Consider the following 21,163-nt stretch of genomic DNA (forward strand, 5'->3'; position numbering starts at 1 on the left):
AGTTCAAGTCTTAACGTAAATTGAGATTTAGAATCTGAAATCTGAAATAATATAATCATGGCAAGATACACAGGCCCAAGGGTCAGAATTTCAAGAAGATTTAACGAGCCTATTTTAGGTGACAATAAGGCTTTGCAGAAAAAGAACTATGCTCCTGGTCAGCATGGTCGCGGAAAGAAGCGTAAGCAATCTGAATATGCTACGCAGCTTAACGAAAAGCAAAAGGCAAAATATATCTACGGATTATTAGAAAGACAATTTGCTAAAGTATTTAGTGAAGCGTCACGTAAGAAGGGTAAAACCGGTGAAGTTCTTTTACAACTTCTTGAAGCCAGATTAGATAATACTGTATATCGTTTAGGTATTGCTCCTACCAGAAGAGCAGCAAGGCAACTTGTATTGCATAAGCATATTCAAGTAAACGGGGAAACTGTAAATATTCCTTCGTTTACGCTGAAGCCTGGCGATCTTGTAGGCGTGCGTGAGCGTTCTAAATCATTGGAGGTGATTACTAATACACTTTCAATTCAGGGCGCAAAAAAATACAATTGGTTAGAATGGGATAACAACGAAATGGTTGGAAAAATTATCAACCTGCCTCCTCGCGAGGATATCCCGGAAAACATCAGCGAGCAATTGATCGTTGAATTGTATTCTAAGTAATTTTAAAGTTAATCAACACAACATTATGTCAATATTAGCATTTCAAATGCCAGAGAAGGTTGTAATGGAAAAGTCCGATGATTTTCATGGACTTTTTACATTCAAGCCGCTGGAAAAAGGATACGGAGTTACTATTGGTAATGCACTGAGAAGAATTCTGTTATCTTCGCTGGAAGGTTATGCAATTACAGGTATTAAAATTCCTGGTGTGTTGCATGAATTTTCTACAATAGAAGGTGTTGTCGAAGATGTTGCTGAGATTATTCTCAACCTTAAAATGGTTCGCTTCAAGAAGATTGCTGATAATTTTGATAATAAGATTACAGTAACTATCAAGAAACAAAAGCAGTTCAAGGCTGGAGATATTGCAAAGTTTACATCAGCATTTGAGATATTAAATCCTGATCACGTAATCTGTAATATTGACGAGGCTGCCCAGTTTGAAGTAGAACTAACCCTTGAAAAGGGTAGAGGATACCTTCCTGCGGAAGAGAATAAACCAGCTGAACAAGTCTTTGGATTTATTCCTATTGACGCCATTTTCACGCCAATCAAAAACGTGAAATACAGCGTTGAGAACACCCGTGTTGAGCAAAAGACTGACTACGAAAAGTTATTAATAGATATTGAAACTGATGGTTCTATCCATCCTGAGAAAGCTTTAGAAGGCGCTGCTCATATCCTTATTCAGCACTTCAGATTATTCTCAGATAAGTCTATCGAGCTCGAAACAGGTAAGGATGCTGAAATCGAACAAGTTGATGAAGAGATGCTTCACATGCGCAAGCTGTTGAAAACTCCGCTTCACGATCTTGACTTATCAGTACGCGCTTATAACTGCTTAAAAGCTGCTGACGTTAAAACATTAGGTGATCTTGTACAGCTTGAAATTTCGGATATGATGAAGTTTAGAAACTTCGGAAAGAAATCACTTGCTGAATTGGAACAACTGGTAGCTGAGAAAAACCTTACCTTCGGTATGGATCTCGCGAAGTATAAACTTGATGAAGATTAATTAATCATGAGACACGGGAAGAAAGTAAATCATTTAGGAAGGAAAACAGCTCACAGACAAGCGCTGCTTTCTAACCTCGCCTCTTCACTTATTCTTAATAAGAGAATTACAACTACTGTAGCAAAGGCAAAAGCATTGAGAAAATATGTTGAGCCATTGTTAACAAAATCTAAAGAAGATACAACACACTCTAGAAGGGTAGTATTTTCCTACCTTGGAAACAAAGAATCTGTGAAGACTTTGTTTGGAGAAGTTGCTTCAAAGATTGCTGAACGCCCAGGTGGATATACACGCATTGTAAAACTTGCTGACACACGTCAGGGTGACAATGCTGAGATGTGCCTCATGGAACTAGTTGACTTTAACACGCTTTATACTAAAGACGGTGTTGCTAAAAAAGCGACAACAAGAAGAAGTCGCGCTAAGAAGAAGAAAGAAACTACTGAAGGTCCTGCTGCTGAAGGCACACAGGAAGCTACAGAAACTCAAGCAGAAGCTAAGCCAAAGAAAACTAGGGCTAAAAAAGAGAAAGAATAGTGTTTCAGATATTTATACAAAGAAGGGATTGGAGTTTAACTTCAATCCCTTTTTTTATGTTCAGCTTATTACATAGATACTTTAATGGGTAGATGTCTATGAAAATGTTTCACAAGATTTATTTTTGTAACTAATTATGCATAAGAAAGCCTACCTGCTTCTAGAAGACGGCCTGCTTGTAGAAGGGACAGCGATTGGGAAAATTGGTACAACAGGCGGAGAAATTTGTTTCAATACCGGCATGACCGGGTACCAGGAGATCTACACAGATCCCTCCTATTATGGACAAATCATTGTTAATACAACAGCTCACATTGGAAATTACGGCGCTCTTGACGATGAACAGGAATCTGGTAATACCAAAATCGCTGGCGTTGTAGTAAATGATTTCGCTGAGCAATTCAGTAGGAAAGAGGCCAAAGAAAGCCTTCAGAACTATCTTGAACGAAACGGAGTGGTTGGCATCGCGGAAGTAGACACGCGCATGCTCGTTCGCTACATCAGAAACAAGGGTGCTATGAATGCGCTGATATCTTCTGAACTTACTCCTGATCAGATGAGGGATGAGATAAAGAAGGTGCCATCAATGGATGGACTTGAATTGTCCTCAATAGTAAGTACAAAAGAGCCTTACTTTATTGGTGAGCCAAACGCAAAGTTTAAGGTTGCCGCCCTCGACTTAGGTATTAAGAATAATATCCTCAGAAACTTGGCGAAGAGGGGGTGTTACATCAAAGTATTCCCCGCTAAAACATCACAGGCTGAAATGGCTGCGTGGAATCCCGATGGCTATTTTATCTCCAACGGACCTGGCGATCCTTCTGTAATGGACTATGCCATTAAAACTGTGAAACAGGTTGTAGATTCAGACACTCCTGTATTCGGAATATGTCTTGGACACCAATTGCTTGCATTGTCTTGCGGGCTTTCTACATACAAGATGCACCACGGTCATAGAGGGCTCAACCACCCGGTTAAGAACCTTATTACGGGTAAAGGTGAAATGACATCGCAAAACCATGGATTTGCAGTAAGCGAGAAGGAGATCGAAAAGAATCCTAATGTAGAGGTTACGCATTTGCATCTGAACGATAACACCATCATGGGTATCAGACTTAAGAATAAAAACGCGTTCTCTGTTCAGTATCACCCTGAAGCATCACCTGGTCCTCACGACTCAAACTATCTCTTTGATAATTTCCTTGAGATGATGGCCGCTGTGAAGAAATAAACAAAAAATCATCCTTTAAACCATTCATAAATAAATCAAATATTATGAGCTTAATTGAAAGCATCCACGCACGCCAGATTCTTGATAGCCGTGGTAATCCTACTGTTGAAGTTGATGTTGTTACTGAAAGCGGTGCCTTTGGCCGTGCTGCTGTTCCATCAGGTGCTTCAACGGGTACGCATGAGGCAGTTGAACTTCGCGATAACGATAAAAAGAGATTCGTAGGTAAAGGTGTTCTGAAAGCAGTTGAAAACGTAAATACGAAAATTGCTGAAGGAATTGTTGGATTCTCTGTGTATGATCAAAACCTTATAGACAAGATCATGCTAGAGTTGGATGGTACTCCTAATAAAGGAAATCTAGGTGCTAATGCTATTCTTGGAACATCCCTTGCAGTTGCTAAAGCTGCAGCGATGGATGCAGGCCTTCCGTTGTATCGTTACATCGGTGGTGTAAATGCAAATACACTTCCTGTTCCGATGATGAACATCCTTAACGGAGGAAGCCATGCAGATAATAAAATCGACTTTCAGGAATTCATGGTAATGCCTGTAAAAGCAGATACGTTCTCTGAATCTCTTCGTATGGGAACTGAGATCTTCCATACACTGAAAAAAGTTCTTCATGATAAACATCTCTCTACTAACGTTGGCGACGAAGGTGGTTTTGCTCCTAACATCGCTTCAAATGAAGAAGCGATCGAAGTTGTATTGATTGCTATCGAAAAAGCAGGCTTCAAAGCAGGTGAAGATGTATTCATTGCCATGGATGCGGCAACATCTGAATTCTATGATGCTGCAAGTAACTCATATACATTTAAGAAATCATCAGGTAAAACAATCAGCTCTGATGAAATGGTTGACTACTGGGCTACATGGGCTAGCAAATACCCTATCATCTCTATTGAAGATGGTATGGCTGAAGATGATTGGAATGGATGGAAAAAACTTACCGATAAAATAGGTAAGAAAGTGCAGTTAGTCGGTGACGATTTATTTGTTACTAACGTAACGCGTTTACAGGAAGGTATTGATAAAGGCGTAGCTAATTCAATTCTTGTTAAGGTTAACCAGATAGGATCGTTAACAGAAACAATCAATGCTGTAAACTTAGCAAAACGCAATGCATATAAGAGCGTAATGTCTCACCGCTCTGGTGAAACAGAAGATAGCACCATTGCTGATCTTGCTGTAGCATTAAATACAGGTCAAATTAAAACAGGTTCTGCTTCTCGTTCTGATAGAATGGCCAAGTACAATCAATTAATAAGAATTGAAGAAGAACTTGGTGAAGTAGCTTACTTCCCAGGCAGAAAGTTTTAATCGAGCAGTCGATATATAACTAAGAGAGGTTGCCTCAAAAAAGGCAGCCTCTTTACTTTTTCAAGAACCAAAACCTTAATATTCAATCGACTTTCGCTTATAGTGTTCTCTAAGGATAAGCAGGCGTAAAAAGCTCCCCTAAAGTATTTTCCCTAAAATAGCTGTCCAATCTGTGGTATTTTTCGTATCGTATATACCGTCTCACTAGCCCTTGTCGGGCAGAAATTCAGTTTTAAATTTCATTATCTCATTGCTTGGCAAGGAGCACCTGGAGACCACCACAAGAGCACCTAGAGTGGAGAAATCTACTTGCTAATCCATATCTAGCCCTTACCTTATCTCTGTTTTAACTATAAATTATCGCCTTGTAGAATACTTTTTGACACTACTTGTCAAAGGCCTGTATCATATTGCTCTAAAAAAAGACATTTATGGCAGTACTACGAACAAACTCTATGGTTAAAGGCTTTAGTGGGTCTATAGGCAAACTTGTGCTTAAACAAGTGCGTGGCAAAACCATTTTAAGCCGTGCTCCGAAATTCACTGGTAAACAAAGCGAAAAACAACGGGAGAACCGGTTAAAATTCAAAGCTGCATCTGTTTATGCTAAACATATCTTAACAGATCCGCAGAAGAAAGCTTATTACCTCCAGAAAGCAAAGAAGCTAAAGCTTCCCAATGCCTATACTGCAGTAATTAAAGATTATATGAGCAAGAGCGAGATCAGAGACATCAATACCAGTAAATTCAAGGGCAAGGCAGGCGATACAATTAAAATAAAGGTGTTCAAGAAACATTTTGCCGTACACAAGGTTCGAATCATTGTCTGTGATGAACAAGGTTCGCTCCTAACATCTGCTATGGCTGTTAGAAGGGGCATGGATGAATTTGTCTTCACTGCAGCGGAAACACTCACGCTAAAACCTGCTTTTACGGTAAAAGCAATTATTGAGGATCATTCATGGAATAAGGCGCAGAAGCAAATTACCTTATCTAATCCCTAAGGATAAAGGATAAGTCCTGGTTGTCTTTGAGTTACCAATAACTGTTAGAAACATAATTTTTGTCTTAATTTTGCACGAAGGTTACTACGTTCTTGGGAGGTTAAACCAGGAATTTAATATCCTTCTTAAGCTATTTTAAGAAACTTCTTCTGTTTATCTTCGTTCTAGTAAATAGCCGGAACAAGTTTTTTACTTTCGTAACCATTTTTTAAGCTATGTTCAAAAAACTTCCTAAGGTCTTCCGAAACTTTTATGTGGTTAGTATAGCCATCTTTCTTATTTGGATGTTGGTTCTTGATTCTAACAACCTTATCGCAAGGTATCAGTTAGGTGCGAAGTTGAATAATCTTGAAGATGAGAAAGAATACTATCAGAATAAAATTAAAGAAGTTGAGAAGGATAGAGACGAACTCTTTGGCGATAAGGAATCCGTCGAGAAATTCGCTCGCGAAAAATACCTGATGAAAAAAGAATCAGAAGATATATACGTTATAGTTGAAGAAGAATAATAAGTAATCGTATGATCAGAATAGCTTCCCTTCTTTTCTTGCTCGTTGTAGTCTCCAATGCGTTTGGTCAAGGAGAAGAAAATAGCCTGAAAGGAACTCCTTTTAAAGATCGAATAGTTTTCGGTGGTGGGCTTGGTTTAGGGTTTAGTAATGTACAGGATTTTATTTCTGTTTCACCAGTAGTTGGTTACAGACTTACCGAAAGGTTAATGGCAGGAGCAAATATTAGCTATAGATATACAAATTATAAATACTATCGTCCTTCTATAAAGCTTAACGATTACGGTGTAGGTCCTTTTGCGCGATTTACAGTTTATAAGAACATATTTGTTCAGGCAGAATACGAATACCTGAACTACGAATTCCCAACCTCATCCATTGGAGAAAACACACGTAAAACCTTTAATAGCTTCCTCGCCGGCGGTGGCTTTATTCAACCTCTTGGGCCGAACGTAGGTTTCTACCTGATGGCGTTGTATAACTTTTCTTATAAAAATCCACCTGCGGGCGAATATCTTCCTTACGATAGTCCGCTTGTGTTAAGAGCTGGCGTTAATATTGGCAACTTTGGTTTTTAAAATTCGACATTAAACCTTCCTGCCAGTTCTGTAAGATCATCAACTACTTTTGGATTTAAAGGAATACCACTTTTCTTTCTTTCGATACTCATTTCCCTCTCCGGATCTCCGGGAATGATTAACTTTTCCTCGCCTTCAACAGTCTTTGCAGACCTGAATCGGGTAATCCAGTTATCCATATGTATTTTAAATTCCTGGGCAGGACGAAATGCATCAATGCGCATCGCACCAAAGAAATGACCTATCCCTTCACCTACTGGGTCTGCCGGTGGCGCCAGAAATGCAACAAAGGGAGGGACCCACGGGCCATAATTTGCACCTGACAGTACAGCCGAAAAAATATCAACCCACGCTCCAAGGCAAAAACCTTTATGACTTCCATGCTCCCTGTCACTACCCAGTGGTATTAACGCTCCGCCTTCTTTCAATTCATGTGGGTTAGTAGAAGCGCTGCCATCTTTTTTCTGAATCCACCCCTCAGGAGCATCTTTATTCTTCCGTTGTAGTATTTCAAGTTTTCCATTCGCTGCGGTCGTAGTAGCAAAGTCGGCAACAAACGGAGGTTGTTTGTCAGCAGGTATGGCTATAGCTATCGGGTTGGTTGCAAGTAACCTTTCTACGGAAAAAGTTGGGGCTACAAGAGGACTTGCGTTTGTCATGGAAAGGCCGATCATATCATGTTCTAAAGCCATCATGGCATGATGCCCGGCTATTCCAAAATGATTTGAATTCTTCACTGCAACCCATCCCGTCCCTGCCACCGAAGCCTTCTTTATCGCTATCTCCATTGCTTGTGGTGCCACTACTAAACCTAATCCACCATCGCCGTCAACTACTGCGGTACTGGGGGATTCATGTACAATTTTAACCTTCGGATTTGCATTAACACGTTTCGCCTCCCAAAGTCTTACATAGCCAGATAATCGCGCAATTCCATGCGAGTCTATTCCTCTTAAATCAGCATTTAGCAGTACGTCCGTGGCTAAAACGGCCTGCTCTTCAGGGCACCCGATCTTCTTGAATATCTTATAGGTAAAATCCTTTAAGCGTTGTAGTTCAAATACTTTATCCATAGCACATGTAAAACCCAAAAGTAACTGAAAGTGTGGTATTGCGTTTGCATTAAGCAAACGAAATTCAGGTTTAGTTTATGGAATCCTAACTTTTTCGCATCTATTCCATATAAAATCATTATTATTAATCATTATGAAAAATTCGCCTTTGTTGATTTTACTGCTATTCACTTCACTATCCCTTTCTGCCCAACAGGAAAGGAAAGTTGATTCGAAGATCACTAACGTTACTGTATTCCTAAATAAGGCACAGATAACGCGTGAAGTTAAAACACGTGTAGAAGCTGGTAAAACAAATATTGTAGTTACCGGTGTTACTTCACAACTCGATCCACAAAGCATTCAGGTATCAGGAAAAGGAAACTTTATCTTAATTGGCATTACACATCAACAGAATTTTATAAACGAATTCAATTATCCACCTTCATTGCAGCGCTTAAAAGACTCGTTGGATTATGTTGAGAAACAGCTCATCATGGAAAACAACCAGAAGGAAATACTCACAAAGGAAGAACAACTTTTGTCAAGCAATCAGAAAATAGGAGGGGCTAATCAAAACCTTACCGTAGCTGAACTTAAAGCAATGATGGATTTTTATAAGGCTAGGCTCACAGATATTCTCACTGCAAAAATTAAAGTAGACGAGAAACTTAAGAAGTTAAATGAAACACGAGCAAAACTACAACGCCAGGTAAATGAAGAGCGTGATCTCTTCTCACGCAATACAGGTGAAATTGTAGTAAGCGTATCAGCAGAGCAACAAACCAATGTAGACTTAGAACTTAACTACGTTGTACAAAATGCTGGCTGGTATCCTGTTTATGATCTGCGCGCTGTAAATACAAAATCACCTGTGCAGTTAAATTATAAAGCTAATGTCTACCAGGCTACCGGCGAAGAATGGAAGAATGTAAAACTCAAACTCTCTACAGCCAATCCATCACAAGGAGGCTTAAAGCCGGAACTTAATGCATGGTATGTAGATGTATACAATCCTGTAGTACGACAATTAAAAGGAAGAGCCCGGGGAGTTAGCATGATGAAGAAAGCAGAAGCTGATATGGAGGTAACAGAAGAAGAAGTAATGGCCGCCCCTGCAGCAAGTTTGGCAGAACATGTTACAACAGTTCAAACTTCTGTAAACACAGAATTCAATATCAGTCTACCTTATACCATAACATCTTCCAATAAGCCCACACTGGTAGATATCAGGAAGCATGATCTCAAAGCAAACTATCAGTACGCCGTTGCACCAAAATTAGATAGCGATGCATTTCTTATGGCTAAGATTCTCGGTTGGGAAGAATACAGCCTTCTTCCAGGTGAAGCAAATGTGTTCTTTGAAGGCACTTTCGTGGGAAAAACTTTTATCGATCCTAACCAGATTAAAGACACCCTAGCCGTTTCTATGGGAAGAGATAAACGAATCACTGTAAAGAGAGAAAAGCTTCAGGATTACACATCTAAAAAATTAATAGGCTCTAACCAACGAGAAGCATATGCTTACGAAATCTCTGTTAGAAACAATAAAGGCGAAGCTATACAACTCGTTGTTGAAGATCAGATCCCTGTGTCGCAGAATAGCCAGATTGAAGTAAGTGTTATTGATACTGCCAATGCAAAGTATAGCAAAGACAATGGTAAACTAACATGGGAGTTTAACATCCAGCCAGGCGAAACAAAAAAGATGGTGTATAAATTTGAATTAAAGTATCCGAAAGATATTACCATTTCAGGGTTATAATTAAGAAATAGGGAAGGGCATAGTTACTTGTCCTCGTTATTCTTTTTTTTGTAAAAATCATACGTCTGGTGTTTAAGAATATTCTGTTGGAGATTTTATTATTATCTTCAACAGTTTTTTCTAACCCACTAGTTATGTCAACTACCTTAATAAGGGTTGTTATTCTATTTTTTATTTCCTTTTCTGTAGCTGCACAAGATCTTGATTCTTTGCTGAACATGAGCGCCTATACCCAGGAATCGGAACTTCAAAAAGTGCTAAACCAGAATTTAACGGTCTCATCTGCAAAAGCGCTAACTACCCGCGAAACACCCGGCATTATCAGCCTCATCACAGCAGAGGAAATTCAAAACGCTGGCGCTCGTGATATCATTGATATTTTACGACTGGTGCCTGGTTTCGAAATAGCACAAGACCTTCAGTTTGTATTGGGTATGGGCTTACGAGGAAGTTGGGCCAACGAAGGTAAGGTTCTTGTAATGATGGATGGCCAGCCATTCAATGAGCTGCTTTATCAGGGCGTGGCACTTGGTAACAGATTCCCCGTCGATGCCATAGAGCGAATTGAGATCATACGTGGACCCGGGTCTGCAATTTATGGTGGCTCTGCAGAGTATGGTGTAATTAATATAATCACCAAAGCTGCGGATAAGCTAAATGGTGTACACGTTTTTGGTGTGTCAGGGTTTCATAGCAATAATATTGGCCGTATTAACGGTGGCGTGTCTGTTGCTCAAAAAAAGGATAACATCTCCTGGGATTTATCCTTTTTTAAGGGAAAGGGAATTGTCAGCGACAGGCCATTCACAGATTTCAATGGCGATACAACCCTGAGTTCCCTTGCCAATGTTGCAGATTCCGACCCAATGAATTTAAACGTCGGACTCAAGGCTAAAGGCTTTCAAATAAGGGGAATGTATGATGAGTTTAAAACCAGTGATCCCTTCACGTATGTCAACTTCAGAAATTATGCTGTTGACGTCAAGTACGATTACAAAGCGAGCAAAAAGTTATTGATTACCCCCCAATTAAAGTATTATAATCAGATCCCTTTTCAATATGGATATTTCGATACATTTACTGATGTTGATGGTACCGTTTACGAAGCAGATGAAGATTACCTCAAGGTAAGAGCTGAACGCTATTACGGCTCTTTATCTTTTGTTTATGATTTATCCAGAAAGGTGAATATCAATTTCGGTGGGTTATACTTTCAAGACAAAGCTACTGATCTTTTAAAATCCGATTACTTCGGAGCTAACAAGGTTTCGTTCAATAACGTTGGGTTCTTTGCTCAATCTCTGCTTAAGCACCGTTTGGTAAACGCAACACTTGGCTTTAGATACGAACGTAACAATGCTTACGGAGATGCGTTTGTACCACGGGTAGCATTAACAAAGAAAATTGAGAACTTGCACTTCAAGATATTATATAGCCAGTCCTTCAGAGCACCTTCTATTGAGAATATCAACCTGGCGTATGAAGGGAAGATTAAACCTGAACAGTCTCAGGTGTTTGAAACAGAAATAGGTTATCAATTTACACCGGAAATGCTCCTTGCAGTTAACGTTTTTAGTCTTCGCACGAAAGATGTAATTGTTTACCTGGTTTCTGATGATGTTTACAAAAACTATCCCAAGTCAGGTTCTTATGGTGTTGAAATGGTTTACAGTGTTCGTAAGAGTAATTGGTATACAAATCTAACGTACTCTTTCAGCAGAGCAGGAAAAAGCAGTGACGCCGATCCTTACGAAATACCCGGCCTACGAGATCAGTATCTTGCCATGACATCTCATAAATTTACGTTGAACACTAACTTCTACATTAACAAGAGCATCTCGCTTAATCCAACCTTTATAGGTGTAGGTAAGCGATATGCCTATACAGCACCTGATGTCATTACAAAGCTTGATCCTTACTTCCTTGCTAACGTGTTTTTGAATTTTAAAGAGATCTATAAAGGGTTTACTGCAGGAGTTGGGGTTTATGATTTGTTTAATGAGAAGCCCTCTTTTCCTCAAGGCTATAACGGAGATTATGCACCAGTGCCAGGAAGAAGCCGTGAGTTTGTTCTGAAACTATCATATCAACTTAATTTTAAGAAATAGCCCATGAATCGAATTAGATCAGTTATAAGTGCAATAGCATTTACCTTCGGTTCATTCTTTGCCGATGCTCAAACAACCAACTACCAGGTTCATAGTCTTTTCATCATCAACATTGCGAAATACTCAACCTGGCCTGCTCATGGCACCGAGTTCCAGATTACTGTATTCGGCAAGTCAAAGCTTTTTGATGAACTCATAAAACAATCCACAGGAAAGAACATTAACGGAGCCACAATAAAAGTTACACTTACTGAGAACTTAATCGATATAGGCACGCCGCACATAATAGTACTGGCAGATGGGAAAAGTGGTTCCTTAAGCGATATTCTTAAAACCACCCAGGGAAAACCAACTATGGTTATAGCAGAACGCGAAGGTCTTTTTAGAAAAGGTGCCGGGTTTAGTTTTGTGGTTATGGACGATAATACCCTAAGGTATGATATTAATAACGGCGAGTTGGAGAAGCGGCAGATAAAGGTATCTAAAAACCTTGTCGGCCTAGCGAATGCTACCTTGTGAGACATGAGCTAACACACCTTCTTTTAACGAGTAAGTTGAAACCCGTATTCTGTTAAAGATAAACTTGTCAAAAAGATAATTCACCAGGCAACAGGCTACTACAATCATATCTACCCGCATCTCAATCATGCCGGGTATCTTCATTCTGTCTTCACGTTTCTTGGTAAGGAGTTCCCGGTAGATATCATAAAATCCTTCAAGGGTCAATGGGGTTTCAACCTCTTCTGCAGTTTTGTGTATATCATGTTTAATACAGAAAATATCGCTGAGTGTATCAAATGTTCCTGAAGAGCCTACCAGAACCTGTGGCTTAAATTCTTCCATCGCTGTGAATAAAGGCTGTAGGGATTTATCGAAGTAAGCATTCAACTCCAGTATTTCTTCCTGAAGAATAGGATCATGTTTCTGAAACCTTTCAAGCAGTCGCTGCGCACCTATTTCAAAGCTCTGTTTCCAGGATATCCGATCCTGATTTGCGATTATAAATTCTACGCTTCCTCCCCCTATATCTACAATCAAAGCGCGGTCATCACCTAAGCCGAGCGCGGCTTTTACTCCCATATAAATGTAATACGCCTCTTCATCCCCGGAGATAACATTAACTTTAATGCCTGTAAGGTCTTTGATTCGCTTAACTACTTCCTCGCCGTTCTTCGCATTTCTCATTGCACTTGTGCCAAAGGCAAAAGCTTCTTGTACACCATGCTCTTTCATAATGTTCTTAAAGCTCTGCATGGCAAGCAAAGCGCGGTGAATGCCGCCTTCAGTGATGTAGCCGTCATTGATGCCTCCCATACCAATCTTTACAGCAAGGCGGTCACGGTAAATAATGTTAAACTGGTCACTTTCCCGCTGCGCAATAAGCAGGTGAAAAGTATTGGTTCCCATATCTATAATTGCAATCTTGTCCTTCATCGTTTAAGCCGTGCGAATTTAATACTATATTTCGCACAAGTATTATTTATTACGCTTGCACTTAACAACAAGATGGCCAAGAAAAAACCAAACGATCCCGTGCTTCAGGAAAAATTTGCTGAGCTGGACAGAAAAAATAAAGAAGCGCTATTAGGCGGAGGCGAACAAAGAATTGAACAACAACATAAGAAAGGGAAATTATCTGCACGTGAAAGAATTCATCTCTTGCTGGATGAAGGCTCTTTCGAGGAACTGGGAAAGTTTGTAATGCACAGAAGTAAAGACTTCGGCCTGGATAAGGAATACTACCTGGGCGATGGTGTTGTAACAGGGTACGGTACGATCAATGGTAGGCTCGTTTATGTTTTCTCTCAGGATTTTACTGTCTTTGGTGGATCATTGTCAGAAACACATGCCGAGAAGATTGTTAAGATCATGGATCTTGCCCTCAAGAACGGAGCGCCTATAATAGGATTAAACGATTCAGGAGGAGCCAGAATCCAGGAGGGTGTAGTTTCCCTCGGCGGCTATGCTGATATCTTCTATAGAAACACACTTGCCTCTGGTGTTATTCCTCAGATCTCCGCAATAATGGGTCCATGCGCCGGAGGTGCGGTATACTCACCGGCAATAACGGATTTCATCTTCATGGTCGAGAATACATCTTTTATGTTTGTTACAGGACCTAACGTCGTAAAAACTGTAACACATGAAAATGTAACTGCAGAAGAATTAGGGGGGGCAACAACACATAGCACAAAAAGTGGTGTTACACATTTTGCTTGTGTTAATGAAGCAGAATGTATTCAGCAGATTAAAACATTGCTTAGCTACGTCCCTCAGAATTGCGAAGACCCGGCACCAAAGCTTAGCTACACACCCGGCGATGAACTTAGACCAGCATTAAACGATATCATTCCGGCTAATCCAAATCAACCCTATGATATGCGTGATGTTATCCATGGGGTGGTAGATGAAGGAAGCTTCTTTGAAGTACATAAAAACTTTGCTGAAAATATTGTGGTAGGTTTCGCTCGCATAGGAGGCAGAAGCATCGGTATTGTTGGAAACCAGCCTGCTTCTCTCGCAGGGGTTTTAGATATTCATTCAAGCATAAAAGGCGCTAGGTTCGTGAGGTTCTGCGATTGCTTCAATGTACCCTTACTTGTTTTTGAAGACGTTCCAGGCTTCTTGCCAGGTACAGACCAGGAGTGGAATGCCATTATAACCAACGGTGCAAAACTGCTCTATGCTTTCTCTGAAGCTACAGTGCCTCGCATTACTGTTATCACAAGGAAGGCTTATGGTGGCGCTTACGATGTAATGAATTCCAAACACATCGGCGCAGATTTAAATTATGCATGGCCTACTGCAGAAATTGCAGTAATGGGAGCTAAAGGTGCTGCCGAAATCATCTTTAAAAAGGAGATTGCTGAAGCACAAAATCCGCAGGAAAAGCTCAATGAAAAAGTTGATGAGTATACCCAGAAGTTTGCTAATCCATACCGTGCAGCACACCGCGGTTATATCGATGAAGTAATATACCCTGAAGAGACAAGGGCAAAGCTTATCCGTGCTTTTGCTATGTTAGAGAATAAAGCAGCGAAGCTGCCAAGGAAGAAACACGGTAATATGCCTTTATAAAACGTTCTATAACCAAAAGACGCCATATTCCTTATTCGATTTTAACTATTTTTGCAGCCTTCTGCTTTAATGTTTATTTAGTAAAACACTATGGATAAAAAAAGTAAAGAGTTTCTATACGCATATCTTAACAATGCATCCCCCACTGGCTTTGAATCTTCAGGGCAACAGATATGGTTGGATTATATTAAACCCTATATACAAGATCGTATTGTAGACGTCTACGGAACTGCTGTAGGGGTTATTAATCCGAAAGGCGCTTACAAGGTAGTTATCGAAGCACACGCTGATGAGATTTCCTGGTTTGTGAATTATATTACCGAAGAAGGTTATATCTATGTAAAACGCAATGGTGGCTCAGACCATCAGATCGCTCCTTCCAAACGCGTTAACATTCATACCGATAATGGAATCGTTAAGGGTGTATTTGGATGGCCTGCTATTCACGTTCGCGATGCAGGAAAAGAAGAACCACCTTCTTTAAAAAACATTTTTATCGATGTAGGTGCAGAGTCTAAGAAGGAAGTAGAAGCAATGGGTATCCATGTGGGTTGTGTCATTACCTTTGAAGATGAGCTCATGGAGATGAACAGACGCTGGCTGGTAGGTCGTGCACTGGACAATCGCATGGGCGGATTTATGATAGCCGAAGTGGCACGTAGATTAAGCGAGAATAAGAAAAAGCTTCCGTTCTGTCTCTACATCGTAAATTCAGTACAGGAAGAAATAGGGTTGCGTGGGGCTGAAATGATTTCCCGACGACTAAAACCTGATTTAGCTATTTGTACAGACGTTACCCACGACACCCAGTCGCCAATGTACAATAAAAGAGAAAGCGGTAATCTAAAATGTGGTAATGGACCTGTTTTATGCTACGGTCCTGCCGTTCAGAATAACGTATTAAAAATGATCCTGGAAACAGCCCAGAAGCGCAAAATACCTTTCCAACGTCAGGCAGTTTCCCGTTCTACTGGCACCGATACTGATTCCTTTGCATATTCTGCTGAAGGAGTAGCTTCTGCATTGATTTCCTTACCACTAAAGTACATGCATACAACGGTGGAAATGGTGCATAAAGATGACGTCGAAAACGTTGTAAACTTGATTTATGAATTCCTGTTGCAGTTGAAGGCAGGGCACGACTTCCGTTACATTAAGTAATTTCTACTTTAAATCTTACATTACTAAGGTTAAGCAGCTTATAGGTTCTGGCAAACTGATGTCAGAACCTATTTTTGTTATATCAAACAAACCGTAAAATCCTTAGTAGATGAAAAGAATAATACTTGCATTATTTGTCTTTAGCCTGGCAAGCAATACAATAATGGCCCAGGACAGGCCAGTTCATGAGGTTTACTCCATGATGGTGTTCAATTTCACCAAATATGTTCAATGGCCTGATCATGCTTCTTCAGGAGAATTTATTATTGGCGTGATCGGCAATGAAGATGTATACAAAACACTTACAACCTGGTATGGCGGAAAGCCAAGAGGTAACAAAACTTACGTTATTAAGAAATTCAGTTCCAACTCTGATTTAACTGATTGCCATGTAGTATTTATTGATAAATCGAAGAGTAACGAATTCGATGCGGTAAATACTAAAGTAAAAGGAAAAGGAACCCTTGTTATTACAGATAAAAACGGATTGGGTGAGAAAGGAAGCGCAATCAATTTCAAAACCGTCGACAATAAATTGAAGTTTGAGTTAAACCAAAAAGCTATTGAGGCTTCAAATCTCAAAGTTTCAGGTGCTCTTTCTTCAATGGCTATACTGATTTAATGGGTTGTTTGAAAGCCTCACCTGTTAAAAGGTGGGGTTTTTCGTTTTTTGTCGTAAATTCGCGATAAGCCAAACTTTTAGACTATGAAAAACATACTTGTTTTGTTGATGATGCTTGTTTTCGTAATGAGAACTGAAGCACAGGAGAGACCGCCGCACGAAATCCACTCGGCTATGTTATATAATTTCATTAAGTATGTTCAATGGCCTAATGAAAGCGATGGCGGAGAGTTTGTAGTGGGGGTATTGGGTGAAGAAAATGTGTTTAATACACTCAAACAATGGTACGATGGCAAGCCAAAAGGGGCTAAAAAATATGTCATAAAGAAACTTGCTGCCCCTGCAGATGCAGCAGGATGCCAAGTTGTTTACATTGGTAAATCAAAAAGCAAGGATTTTGATGATGTGAAGAATATCATTACCGGTAAGTCTATTCTAACCATTACTGATAGCAACGGCCTCGGTCAAAAAGGTAGCTGCATCAACTTTAAAGTGGTTGAAGGAAAGCTTAGATTTGAGTTGAATCAGGGAATGGTTAACTCGTCAAACCTCAAAGTATCAAGCCAGCTTTCCAGTATGGCAATTGTAATCTAGTTTTAATCTTAATCTGCCAACGCTGGTTTATGTATTTCGTACACAATGACTAGAATATTTATAAGACTTCGAGAACAATTTTAGTACTTTGATTGTCTTATTGATACAGATCGTATTACGAATTACATCTTAACCGTTCATAATAAATTTGTTTTCAGATCCCCTATCCTTAGTGATATTTGAGGACATTATTTGAGCGAGAAATCAGTTTGAGTTTTAGATATAAGTAGAAGTAAATAAAGGGTAAGCGGAACAAAACGATAAACACTTAATGTTAAATAGTCGATGTGAGAGCTTCCTTATATTCTCTTCCAAAGAAATCAAAGATCAAATTTACTCCTTGAGGAGTTATTAAGATACACGCACAGGGGCGTAGAGTTTTTATAGAGAGGGTCTTTTCTCTACGTTTCCTGTGCGTTTTTTTATTCCTTCCTGTTTTAAAATCATCACCTATATTTGGAAATGGCGTTGAAATCATTTCCGGATCAATTGGGTAACGAAACACTACTTTCGCAACCACCGCAAAGAATAATTTCCCTTGTGCCTTCACAGACCGAGCTTTTACACGATTTAGGTTTAAATGAAGAAGTAATAGGTATTACCAAGTTTTGTATTCATCCTGTTGGATGGCTTAAAACCAAGACCATAATTGGAGGAACAAAGAATTTCTGGTTTGATGTAATTGGAGAACTTAACCCTAATTTGATAATCGGCAACAAGGAGGAGAATTACATTGAAGGCATACAAGAGCTCAGCAAGAAATACCCCGTATGGATGAGCGATATTAAAAATCTATCAGAGGCGCTGGCAATGATAAATTCTATCGGAAACCTTGTAGGCCGCTCCGAAAGCGCCGATGCTTTAATCCAACAAATCAACAGCAGTTTTACATCTGTAAAGAAGATGTTGTCAAAGCGGGTCCTTTACCTTATTTGGCGAAATCCGTGGATGGCTGCCGCATCTGAAACATTTATCCACGACATGCTCCTTCGGCTTGGACTGGTTAATTGCTTACAGAGCGAACAACGTTATCCTGTTTTGTCAAGTGAAGATATCACCTCGTTAGATCCTGACATTATCATGCTGTCATCAGAGCCATTTCCATTCCAGGAGAAACATATCGGGGAAATAGAATCTCTATGTCCTACGGCAAAGGTAATACTTATAGATGGCGAGATGTTTTCGTGGTATGGAAGTAGGTTAAAGCTCGCTCCTGCTTATTTTAATAGTTTAAGTTTAGCTGAATAGTTATCGCCATCACTTGACTTAACAAGTCAGTTAATAAGATATCTACATGCATTCTGTTACTCTGTTAAATGGAATCCCACCGCTTTTAAGTCATTCCAATAATTTGGATATGATTTCTTTACTACGCCGGGGTTTTCAATATCAACATCCATTAATGTTGCAAGAGGAGCAAATGCCATTGCCATACGATGATCTTTATAAGTAGCAAAGGTTACTCGTGTCGGAAGTTTATCCGTGGGCACTAAAGTCCATTGTGAACTCTCTTCGATAAGATCAGCACCTATTTTCTTTAGTTCATTTTGAAGGGCTGTAATTCTGTCTGTTTCTTTTATTCTAAGGCTTTCTAATCCTGTAAAGGATCCTTTAACACCTTTTGCTGCGCATACTACCGCAACAGTCTGTGCCAAATCAGGACAGTGTGTAAAATCCCAACGCAATTCTTTAGTTATACTCCCTTTCGATAGCTTTAACTGGCTTCCCTCGATTTCTGCTTCTACTCCTAAAGTTTTCATGATATCAACAATCGCCCTGTCTCCCTGAAGTGAATGAAGTGAAATTCTTGGCAATAGCACTTCAGCTTTTTCAGCCAACGCTGTTATGGCAAACCAATAACTCGCGGCTGACCAATCTGATTCTACTGTAAATTCAGTAGGGGTATAGGTTTGCGGTGTTACCGTAATTAAGTTTCCTACAAATTTGGTCTTTACTCCAAATTGTGCCATTAGCGATGCGGTCATTTCTATATATGGCCTGCTACCGATCTTACCTTCTAGTTCAAGCTTTATGCCCTGAGGTAAAACAGGTGCTACCATCATTATAGCAGAAATAAACTGACTACTTATGTCTCCGCGAATTTTTAATGACGTAGTCTTTTGTCCGTTAAATCCATTGATAGTAAGCGGAGGATAACCTTCTTTCTCCTGGTAATCAATATCTGCGCCTAATGTTCGTAAGGCATCTACAAGTATTCCTATGGGGCGCTCTTTCATACGTTGCGTTCCCGTTAACACTTTCCTCTGGTTTGTTATAGAAAAATAGGCTGTAAGAAAACGCATGGTAGTTCCTGCGTCTTCAACATCAATAATCCGATCCTTTGAGTTTACCAATCGCAACATCAGTTGCGTGTCATTCGCATCTGATAAATTATGCAACTGCGATGCATTGCCCGCAAGTGCATTTATAATCAGTACTCTGTTACTTATACTCTTTGAAGCTGGAAGAAGATTTGCTGTACCGTATATCGAAGAGTTTTTTTGGATCGTTATAGTGTTATTCAAAGTGATTTCAATTTAAGAATCGCAAATTAGTTGAATGCAAATATTTTTTATCGAGAAATGAAACATTTAAACCCAAAAAAAAGTTAAATTGTAGTATGAGCAAAACAAGTAAACTAACAATCGGAGTAAGTGTGGCATCCGGTGCCTTGTTAGCTGCATGGTTACTAACAGGCACTCGTAAGGAAGCTACCAAAAAAATCATTTCTAAAAGTACATCAACCTTAAAAGGATCCATGAAGAAGGTTTCCAATAAAGTGTATGATGATTCTGAAGTGCATTACGTTTAAAGTGTACGGTAAAAAGACAGAGCCCTTTCTACCTCACTTAAAGTAATCTCGTAATCCCAATTTGCTTTACCTATTCCGGTAAGTAAAACACTCAGAATCTTGTTGCCTTTATTCTTCTTATCCTGTGTGGTAAGTTCTGCAATCTGCTTCTCTTCCAGTGCAGAGAATTGGAGCTTGCCAAAGACCTTAATGATGTAATTGTTTATTTCTGTAAGCGAAGCTTTAGAAAGAAGATTTCTTTCAACTGCTATAAAGCCTTCAGCAATAAGACCTGCAGCCACGGCTTCGCCGTGCATAATAGTTCTGTTATTCGTGAGGAAATAAGTTTCTATTGCATGACCTATTGTATGGCCTGCATTTAAGATCTTTCGCAGTCCCTTTTCCTTCGGGTCTTCTTGTACAACTTTTGCTTTAAAGTCTACTGAATGTTTAATCAAAACATCCCAATTCTGATGTTCTAAATCTGAAGTTTTAACATGCTGCCACATGTTCTCATCAGAAATTAAAGTGTGCTTAATCACTTCTGCAAAACCTGATCTTACTTCATGTTCAGGTAATGTTTTAAGAAATCCGGAATAGAGCAGTGTAAGAGCTGGTGTTTGAAATACCCCGATATGATTTTTAAAATGATGAAAATCGATTCCAAGCTTACCACCAATGCTTGCATCAACTTGTGATAATAGTGTAGTAGGAACAAGGATAAAGTCGATACCTCTTTTATAAGTAGCGGCGCAAAAGCCACCCATGTCTCCCAGAACACCCCCACCAAGAACAATAAGAACAGAATGTCTATCAAGATGCTGTTCGGTCATCTTCATCCAGATATTCTCACAACTTACCAAGTTCTTGTGTGCTTCACCGCTTTCTATCACAAATGTTGAATGGGAAGGAATGGTATTGATAACAGGATAGCAGTGTTTTGCGGTGTTTGTATCAGTAAGTACTAAAATCTTACTATATTTTTTTTCGGCTAAGAATTTATTCAGATCGCTTGCAGGATCCTTTGAAAACAAAATGTTATCAGGCATTATTTGAATTAATATCGCGGAAAGTTATAAAACGTCTTTGTTTGGTTCCAGAATCTTTGCTGAAATAGATTTAGACAAGGGATA

21 protein-coding genes are annotated in these 21,163 nt (G+C 39.6%); 17 read left to right on the forward strand and 4 right to left on the reverse strand.

The annotated features are described in order from the left end of the window. The first annotated feature begins 57 nt into the window (after positions 1–57). The 8 genes from rpsD (at position 58) to KK060_RS02425 (ending at position 6,859) form a co-directional block, all read left to right on the forward strand. A complete protein-coding gene (rpsD, locus tag KK060_RS02390) occupies positions 58–663 on the forward strand; it encodes a 30S ribosomal protein S4 (protein WP_254151806.1) in 606 nt (201 codons plus the stop codon). Between the two features lie 25 nt (positions 664–688). Then, on the forward strand, positions 689–1,678 hold the full coding sequence (locus KK060_RS02395; protein WP_254151807.1) for a DNA-directed RNA polymerase subunit alpha: 990 nt from the start codon (positions 689–691) through the stop codon (positions 1,676–1,678). A 6-nt stretch (positions 1,679–1,684) separates the two neighbouring features. Next, positions 1,685–2,215, forward strand: coding sequence for a 50S ribosomal protein L17 (gene rplQ / locus KK060_RS02400; protein WP_254151809.1), 531 nt, complete (start codon positions 1,685–1,687; stop codon positions 2,213–2,215). 136 nt (positions 2,216–2,351) lie between these two features. After that, positions 2,352–3,446, forward strand: coding sequence for a glutamine-hydrolyzing carbamoyl-phosphate synthase small subunit (carA, locus tag KK060_RS02405; protein ID WP_254151811.1), 1,095 nt, complete (start codon positions 2,352–2,354; stop codon positions 3,444–3,446). Positions 3,447–3,490: 44 nt separating this feature from the next. Continuing rightward, complete coding sequence (gene eno, locus KK060_RS02410; protein ID WP_254151812.1) at positions 3,491–4,768, forward strand: phosphopyruvate hydratase; 1,278 nt, start codon at positions 3,491–3,493, stop codon at positions 4,766–4,768. Between the two features lie 431 nt (positions 4,769–5,199). Beyond that, positions 5,200–5,772 carry a hypothetical protein gene (locus KK060_RS02415; RefSeq protein ID WP_254151814.1) on the forward strand — a complete coding sequence of 191 codons (573 nt, stop codon included), beginning with the start codon at positions 5,200–5,202 and terminating at the stop codon, positions 5,770–5,772. Between the two features lie 215 nt (positions 5,773–5,987). After that, a complete protein-coding gene (locus KK060_RS02420) occupies positions 5,988–6,281 on the forward strand; it encodes an FtsB family cell division protein (protein ID WP_254151816.1) in 294 nt (97 codons plus the stop codon). An 11-nt stretch (positions 6,282–6,292) separates the two neighbouring features. Then, the gene (locus KK060_RS02425; protein WP_254151818.1) at positions 6,293–6,859 is read left to right on the forward strand and encodes a hypothetical protein; all 567 of its coding nucleotides are present in this window, start codon (positions 6,293–6,295) and stop codon (positions 6,857–6,859) included. Here KK060_RS02425 and KK060_RS02430 read toward each other — a convergent pair. Continuing rightward, positions 6,856–7,932: an Ldh family oxidoreductase gene (locus tag KK060_RS02430; protein WP_254151819.1), complete on the reverse strand. Its 1,077-nt coding sequence runs from the start codon at positions 7,930–7,932 to the stop codon at positions 6,856–6,858. The genes KK060_RS02425 and KK060_RS02430 overlap by 4 nt on opposite strands. Before the next feature lie 133 nt (positions 7,933–8,065). Between KK060_RS02430 and KK060_RS02435 the strand changes: the two genes are divergently transcribed. The 3 genes from KK060_RS02435 to KK060_RS02445 all read left to right on the forward strand — a co-directional run bounded on the left by KK060_RS02435 (position 8,066) and on the right by KK060_RS02445 (position 12,303). After that, a complete protein-coding gene (locus KK060_RS02435) occupies positions 8,066–9,676 on the forward strand; it encodes a DUF4139 domain-containing protein (RefSeq protein WP_254151821.1) in 1,611 nt (536 codons plus the stop codon). A 134-nt stretch (positions 9,677–9,810) separates the two neighbouring features. After that, the gene (locus KK060_RS02440; RefSeq protein ID WP_254151822.1) at positions 9,811–11,784 is read left to right on the forward strand and encodes a TonB-dependent receptor plug domain-containing protein; all 1,974 of its coding nucleotides are present in this window, start codon (positions 9,811–9,813) and stop codon (positions 11,782–11,784) included. Positions 11,785–11,787: 3 nt separating this feature from the next. Next, complete coding sequence (locus KK060_RS02445; protein WP_254151824.1) at positions 11,788–12,303, forward strand: YfiR family protein; 516 nt, start codon at positions 11,788–11,790, stop codon at positions 12,301–12,303. Here KK060_RS02445 and KK060_RS02450 read toward each other — a convergent pair. Then, the gene (locus tag KK060_RS02450) at positions 12,283–13,218 is read right to left on the reverse strand and encodes a Ppx/GppA phosphatase family protein (protein ID WP_254151825.1); all 936 of its coding nucleotides are present in this window, start codon (positions 13,216–13,218) and stop codon (positions 12,283–12,285) included. The two genes, KK060_RS02445 and KK060_RS02450, sit on opposite strands and share 21 nt — an antisense overlap. A gap of 72 nt (positions 13,219–13,290) precedes the next feature. Between KK060_RS02450 and KK060_RS02455 the strand changes: the two genes are divergently transcribed. From KK060_RS02455 to KK060_RS02475, 5 genes are all read left to right on the forward strand, one after another. Next, entirely contained in the window at positions 13,291–14,862 is a 1,572-nt protein-coding gene (locus KK060_RS02455) for an acyl-CoA carboxylase subunit beta (RefSeq protein ID WP_254151827.1), read from the forward strand. 90 nt (positions 14,863–14,952) lie between these two features. Continuing rightward, positions 14,953–16,023, forward strand: coding sequence for a M42 family metallopeptidase (locus KK060_RS02460; RefSeq protein WP_254151829.1), 1,071 nt, complete (start codon positions 14,953–14,955; stop codon positions 16,021–16,023). Positions 16,024–16,132: 109 nt separating this feature from the next. After that, a complete protein-coding gene (locus KK060_RS02465) occupies positions 16,133–16,645 on the forward strand; it encodes a YfiR family protein (protein WP_254151831.1) in 513 nt (170 codons plus the stop codon). A gap of 84 nt (positions 16,646–16,729) precedes the next feature. Continuing rightward, the gene (locus tag KK060_RS02470) at positions 16,730–17,239 is read left to right on the forward strand and encodes a YfiR family protein (protein WP_254151832.1); all 510 of its coding nucleotides are present in this window, start codon (positions 16,730–16,732) and stop codon (positions 17,237–17,239) included. Positions 17,240–17,701: 462 nt separating this feature from the next. Then, the gene (locus KK060_RS02475; protein WP_254151834.1) at positions 17,702–18,487 is read left to right on the forward strand and encodes an ABC transporter substrate-binding protein; all 786 of its coding nucleotides are present in this window, start codon (positions 17,702–17,704) and stop codon (positions 18,485–18,487) included. Positions 18,488–18,543: 56 nt separating this feature from the next. On the opposite strand, the gene aroA is transcribed toward KK060_RS02475, so the two are convergent. Then, entirely contained in the window at positions 18,544–19,764 is a 1,221-nt protein-coding gene (gene aroA, locus KK060_RS02480; protein WP_254151836.1) for a 3-phosphoshikimate 1-carboxyvinyltransferase, read from the reverse strand. Positions 19,765–19,859: 95 nt separating this feature from the next. On the opposite strand from aroA, the gene KK060_RS02485 reads away from it, so the two are divergent. Next, positions 19,860–20,051, forward strand: a complete 192-nt coding sequence (locus tag KK060_RS02485; RefSeq protein ID WP_254151838.1) for a hypothetical protein — start codon at positions 19,860–19,862, stop codon at positions 20,049–20,051. Here the strand turns inward: KK060_RS02485 and aroB are convergent. Next, positions 20,048–21,079 (reverse strand): 3-dehydroquinate synthase, encoded by a 1,032-nt coding sequence (gene aroB / locus KK060_RS02490; RefSeq protein WP_254151840.1) that lies wholly within the window; start codon positions 21,077–21,079, stop codon positions 20,048–20,050. The genes KK060_RS02485 and aroB overlap by 4 nt on opposite strands. Between the last annotated feature and the right edge of the window lie 84 nt (positions 21,080–21,163).

Source organism: Chryseosolibacter indicum (genome assembly GCF_018598585.1).
In the GTDB taxonomy this organism is placed as follows: Bacteria; Bacteroidota; Bacteroidia; order Cytophagales; family Cyclobacteriaceae; genus Chryseosolibacter; species Chryseosolibacter indicus.

What these genes read in the sequence shown, in the direction of transcription:
- rpsD (WP_254151806.1), top strand. Translation starts at nt 58, where the DNA reads ATGGCAAGATACACAGGCCCAAGGGTCAGAATTTCAAGAAGATTTAAC.
- KK060_RS02395 (WP_254151807.1), top strand. Translation starts at nt 689, where the DNA reads ATGTCAATATTAGCATTTCAAATGCCAGAGAAGGTTGTAATGGAAAAG.
- rplQ (WP_254151809.1), top strand. Translation starts at nt 1,685, where the DNA reads ATGAGACACGGGAAGAAAGTAAATCATTTAGGAAGGAAAACAGCTCAC.
- carA (WP_254151811.1), top strand. Translation starts at nt 2,352, where the DNA reads ATGCATAAGAAAGCCTACCTGCTTCTAGAAGACGGCCTGCTTGTAGAA.
- eno (WP_254151812.1), top strand. Translation starts at nt 3,491, where the DNA reads ATGAGCTTAATTGAAAGCATCCACGCACGCCAGATTCTTGATAGCCGT.
- KK060_RS02415 (WP_254151814.1), top strand. Translation starts at nt 5,200, where the DNA reads ATGGCAGTACTACGAACAAACTCTATGGTTAAAGGCTTTAGTGGGTCT.
- KK060_RS02420 (WP_254151816.1), top strand. Translation starts at nt 5,988, where the DNA reads ATGTTCAAAAAACTTCCTAAGGTCTTCCGAAACTTTTATGTGGTTAGT.
- KK060_RS02425 (WP_254151818.1), top strand. Translation starts at nt 6,293, where the DNA reads ATGATCAGAATAGCTTCCCTTCTTTTCTTGCTCGTTGTAGTCTCCAAT.
- KK060_RS02430 (WP_254151819.1), bottom strand. Translation starts at nt 7,932, where the DNA reads ATGGATAAAGTATTTGAACTACAACGCTTAAAGGATTTTACCTATAAG.
- KK060_RS02435 (WP_254151821.1), top strand. Translation starts at nt 8,066, where the DNA reads ATGAAAAATTCGCCTTTGTTGATTTTACTGCTATTCACTTCACTATCC.
- KK060_RS02440 (WP_254151822.1), top strand. Translation starts at nt 9,811, where the DNA reads ATGTCAACTACCTTAATAAGGGTTGTTATTCTATTTTTTATTTCCTTT.
- KK060_RS02445 (WP_254151824.1), top strand. Translation starts at nt 11,788, where the DNA reads ATGAATCGAATTAGATCAGTTATAAGTGCAATAGCATTTACCTTCGGT.
- KK060_RS02450 (WP_254151825.1), bottom strand. Translation starts at nt 13,218, where the DNA reads ATGAAGGACAAGATTGCAATTATAGATATGGGAACCAATACTTTTCAC.
- KK060_RS02455 (WP_254151827.1), top strand. Translation starts at nt 13,291, where the DNA reads ATGGCCAAGAAAAAACCAAACGATCCCGTGCTTCAGGAAAAATTTGCT.
- KK060_RS02460 (WP_254151829.1), top strand. Translation starts at nt 14,953, where the DNA reads ATGGATAAAAAAAGTAAAGAGTTTCTATACGCATATCTTAACAATGCA.
- KK060_RS02465 (WP_254151831.1), top strand. Translation starts at nt 16,133, where the DNA reads ATGAAAAGAATAATACTTGCATTATTTGTCTTTAGCCTGGCAAGCAAT.
- KK060_RS02470 (WP_254151832.1), top strand. Translation starts at nt 16,730, where the DNA reads ATGAAAAACATACTTGTTTTGTTGATGATGCTTGTTTTCGTAATGAGA.
- KK060_RS02475 (WP_254151834.1), top strand. Translation starts at nt 17,702, where the DNA reads ATGGCGTTGAAATCATTTCCGGATCAATTGGGTAACGAAACACTACTT.
- KK060_RS02485 (WP_254151838.1), top strand. Translation starts at nt 19,860, where the DNA reads ATGAGCAAAACAAGTAAACTAACAATCGGAGTAAGTGTGGCATCCGGT.
- aroB (WP_254151840.1), bottom strand. Translation starts at nt 21,079, where the DNA reads ATGCCTGATAACATTTTGTTTTCAAAGGATCCTGCAAGCGATCTGAAT.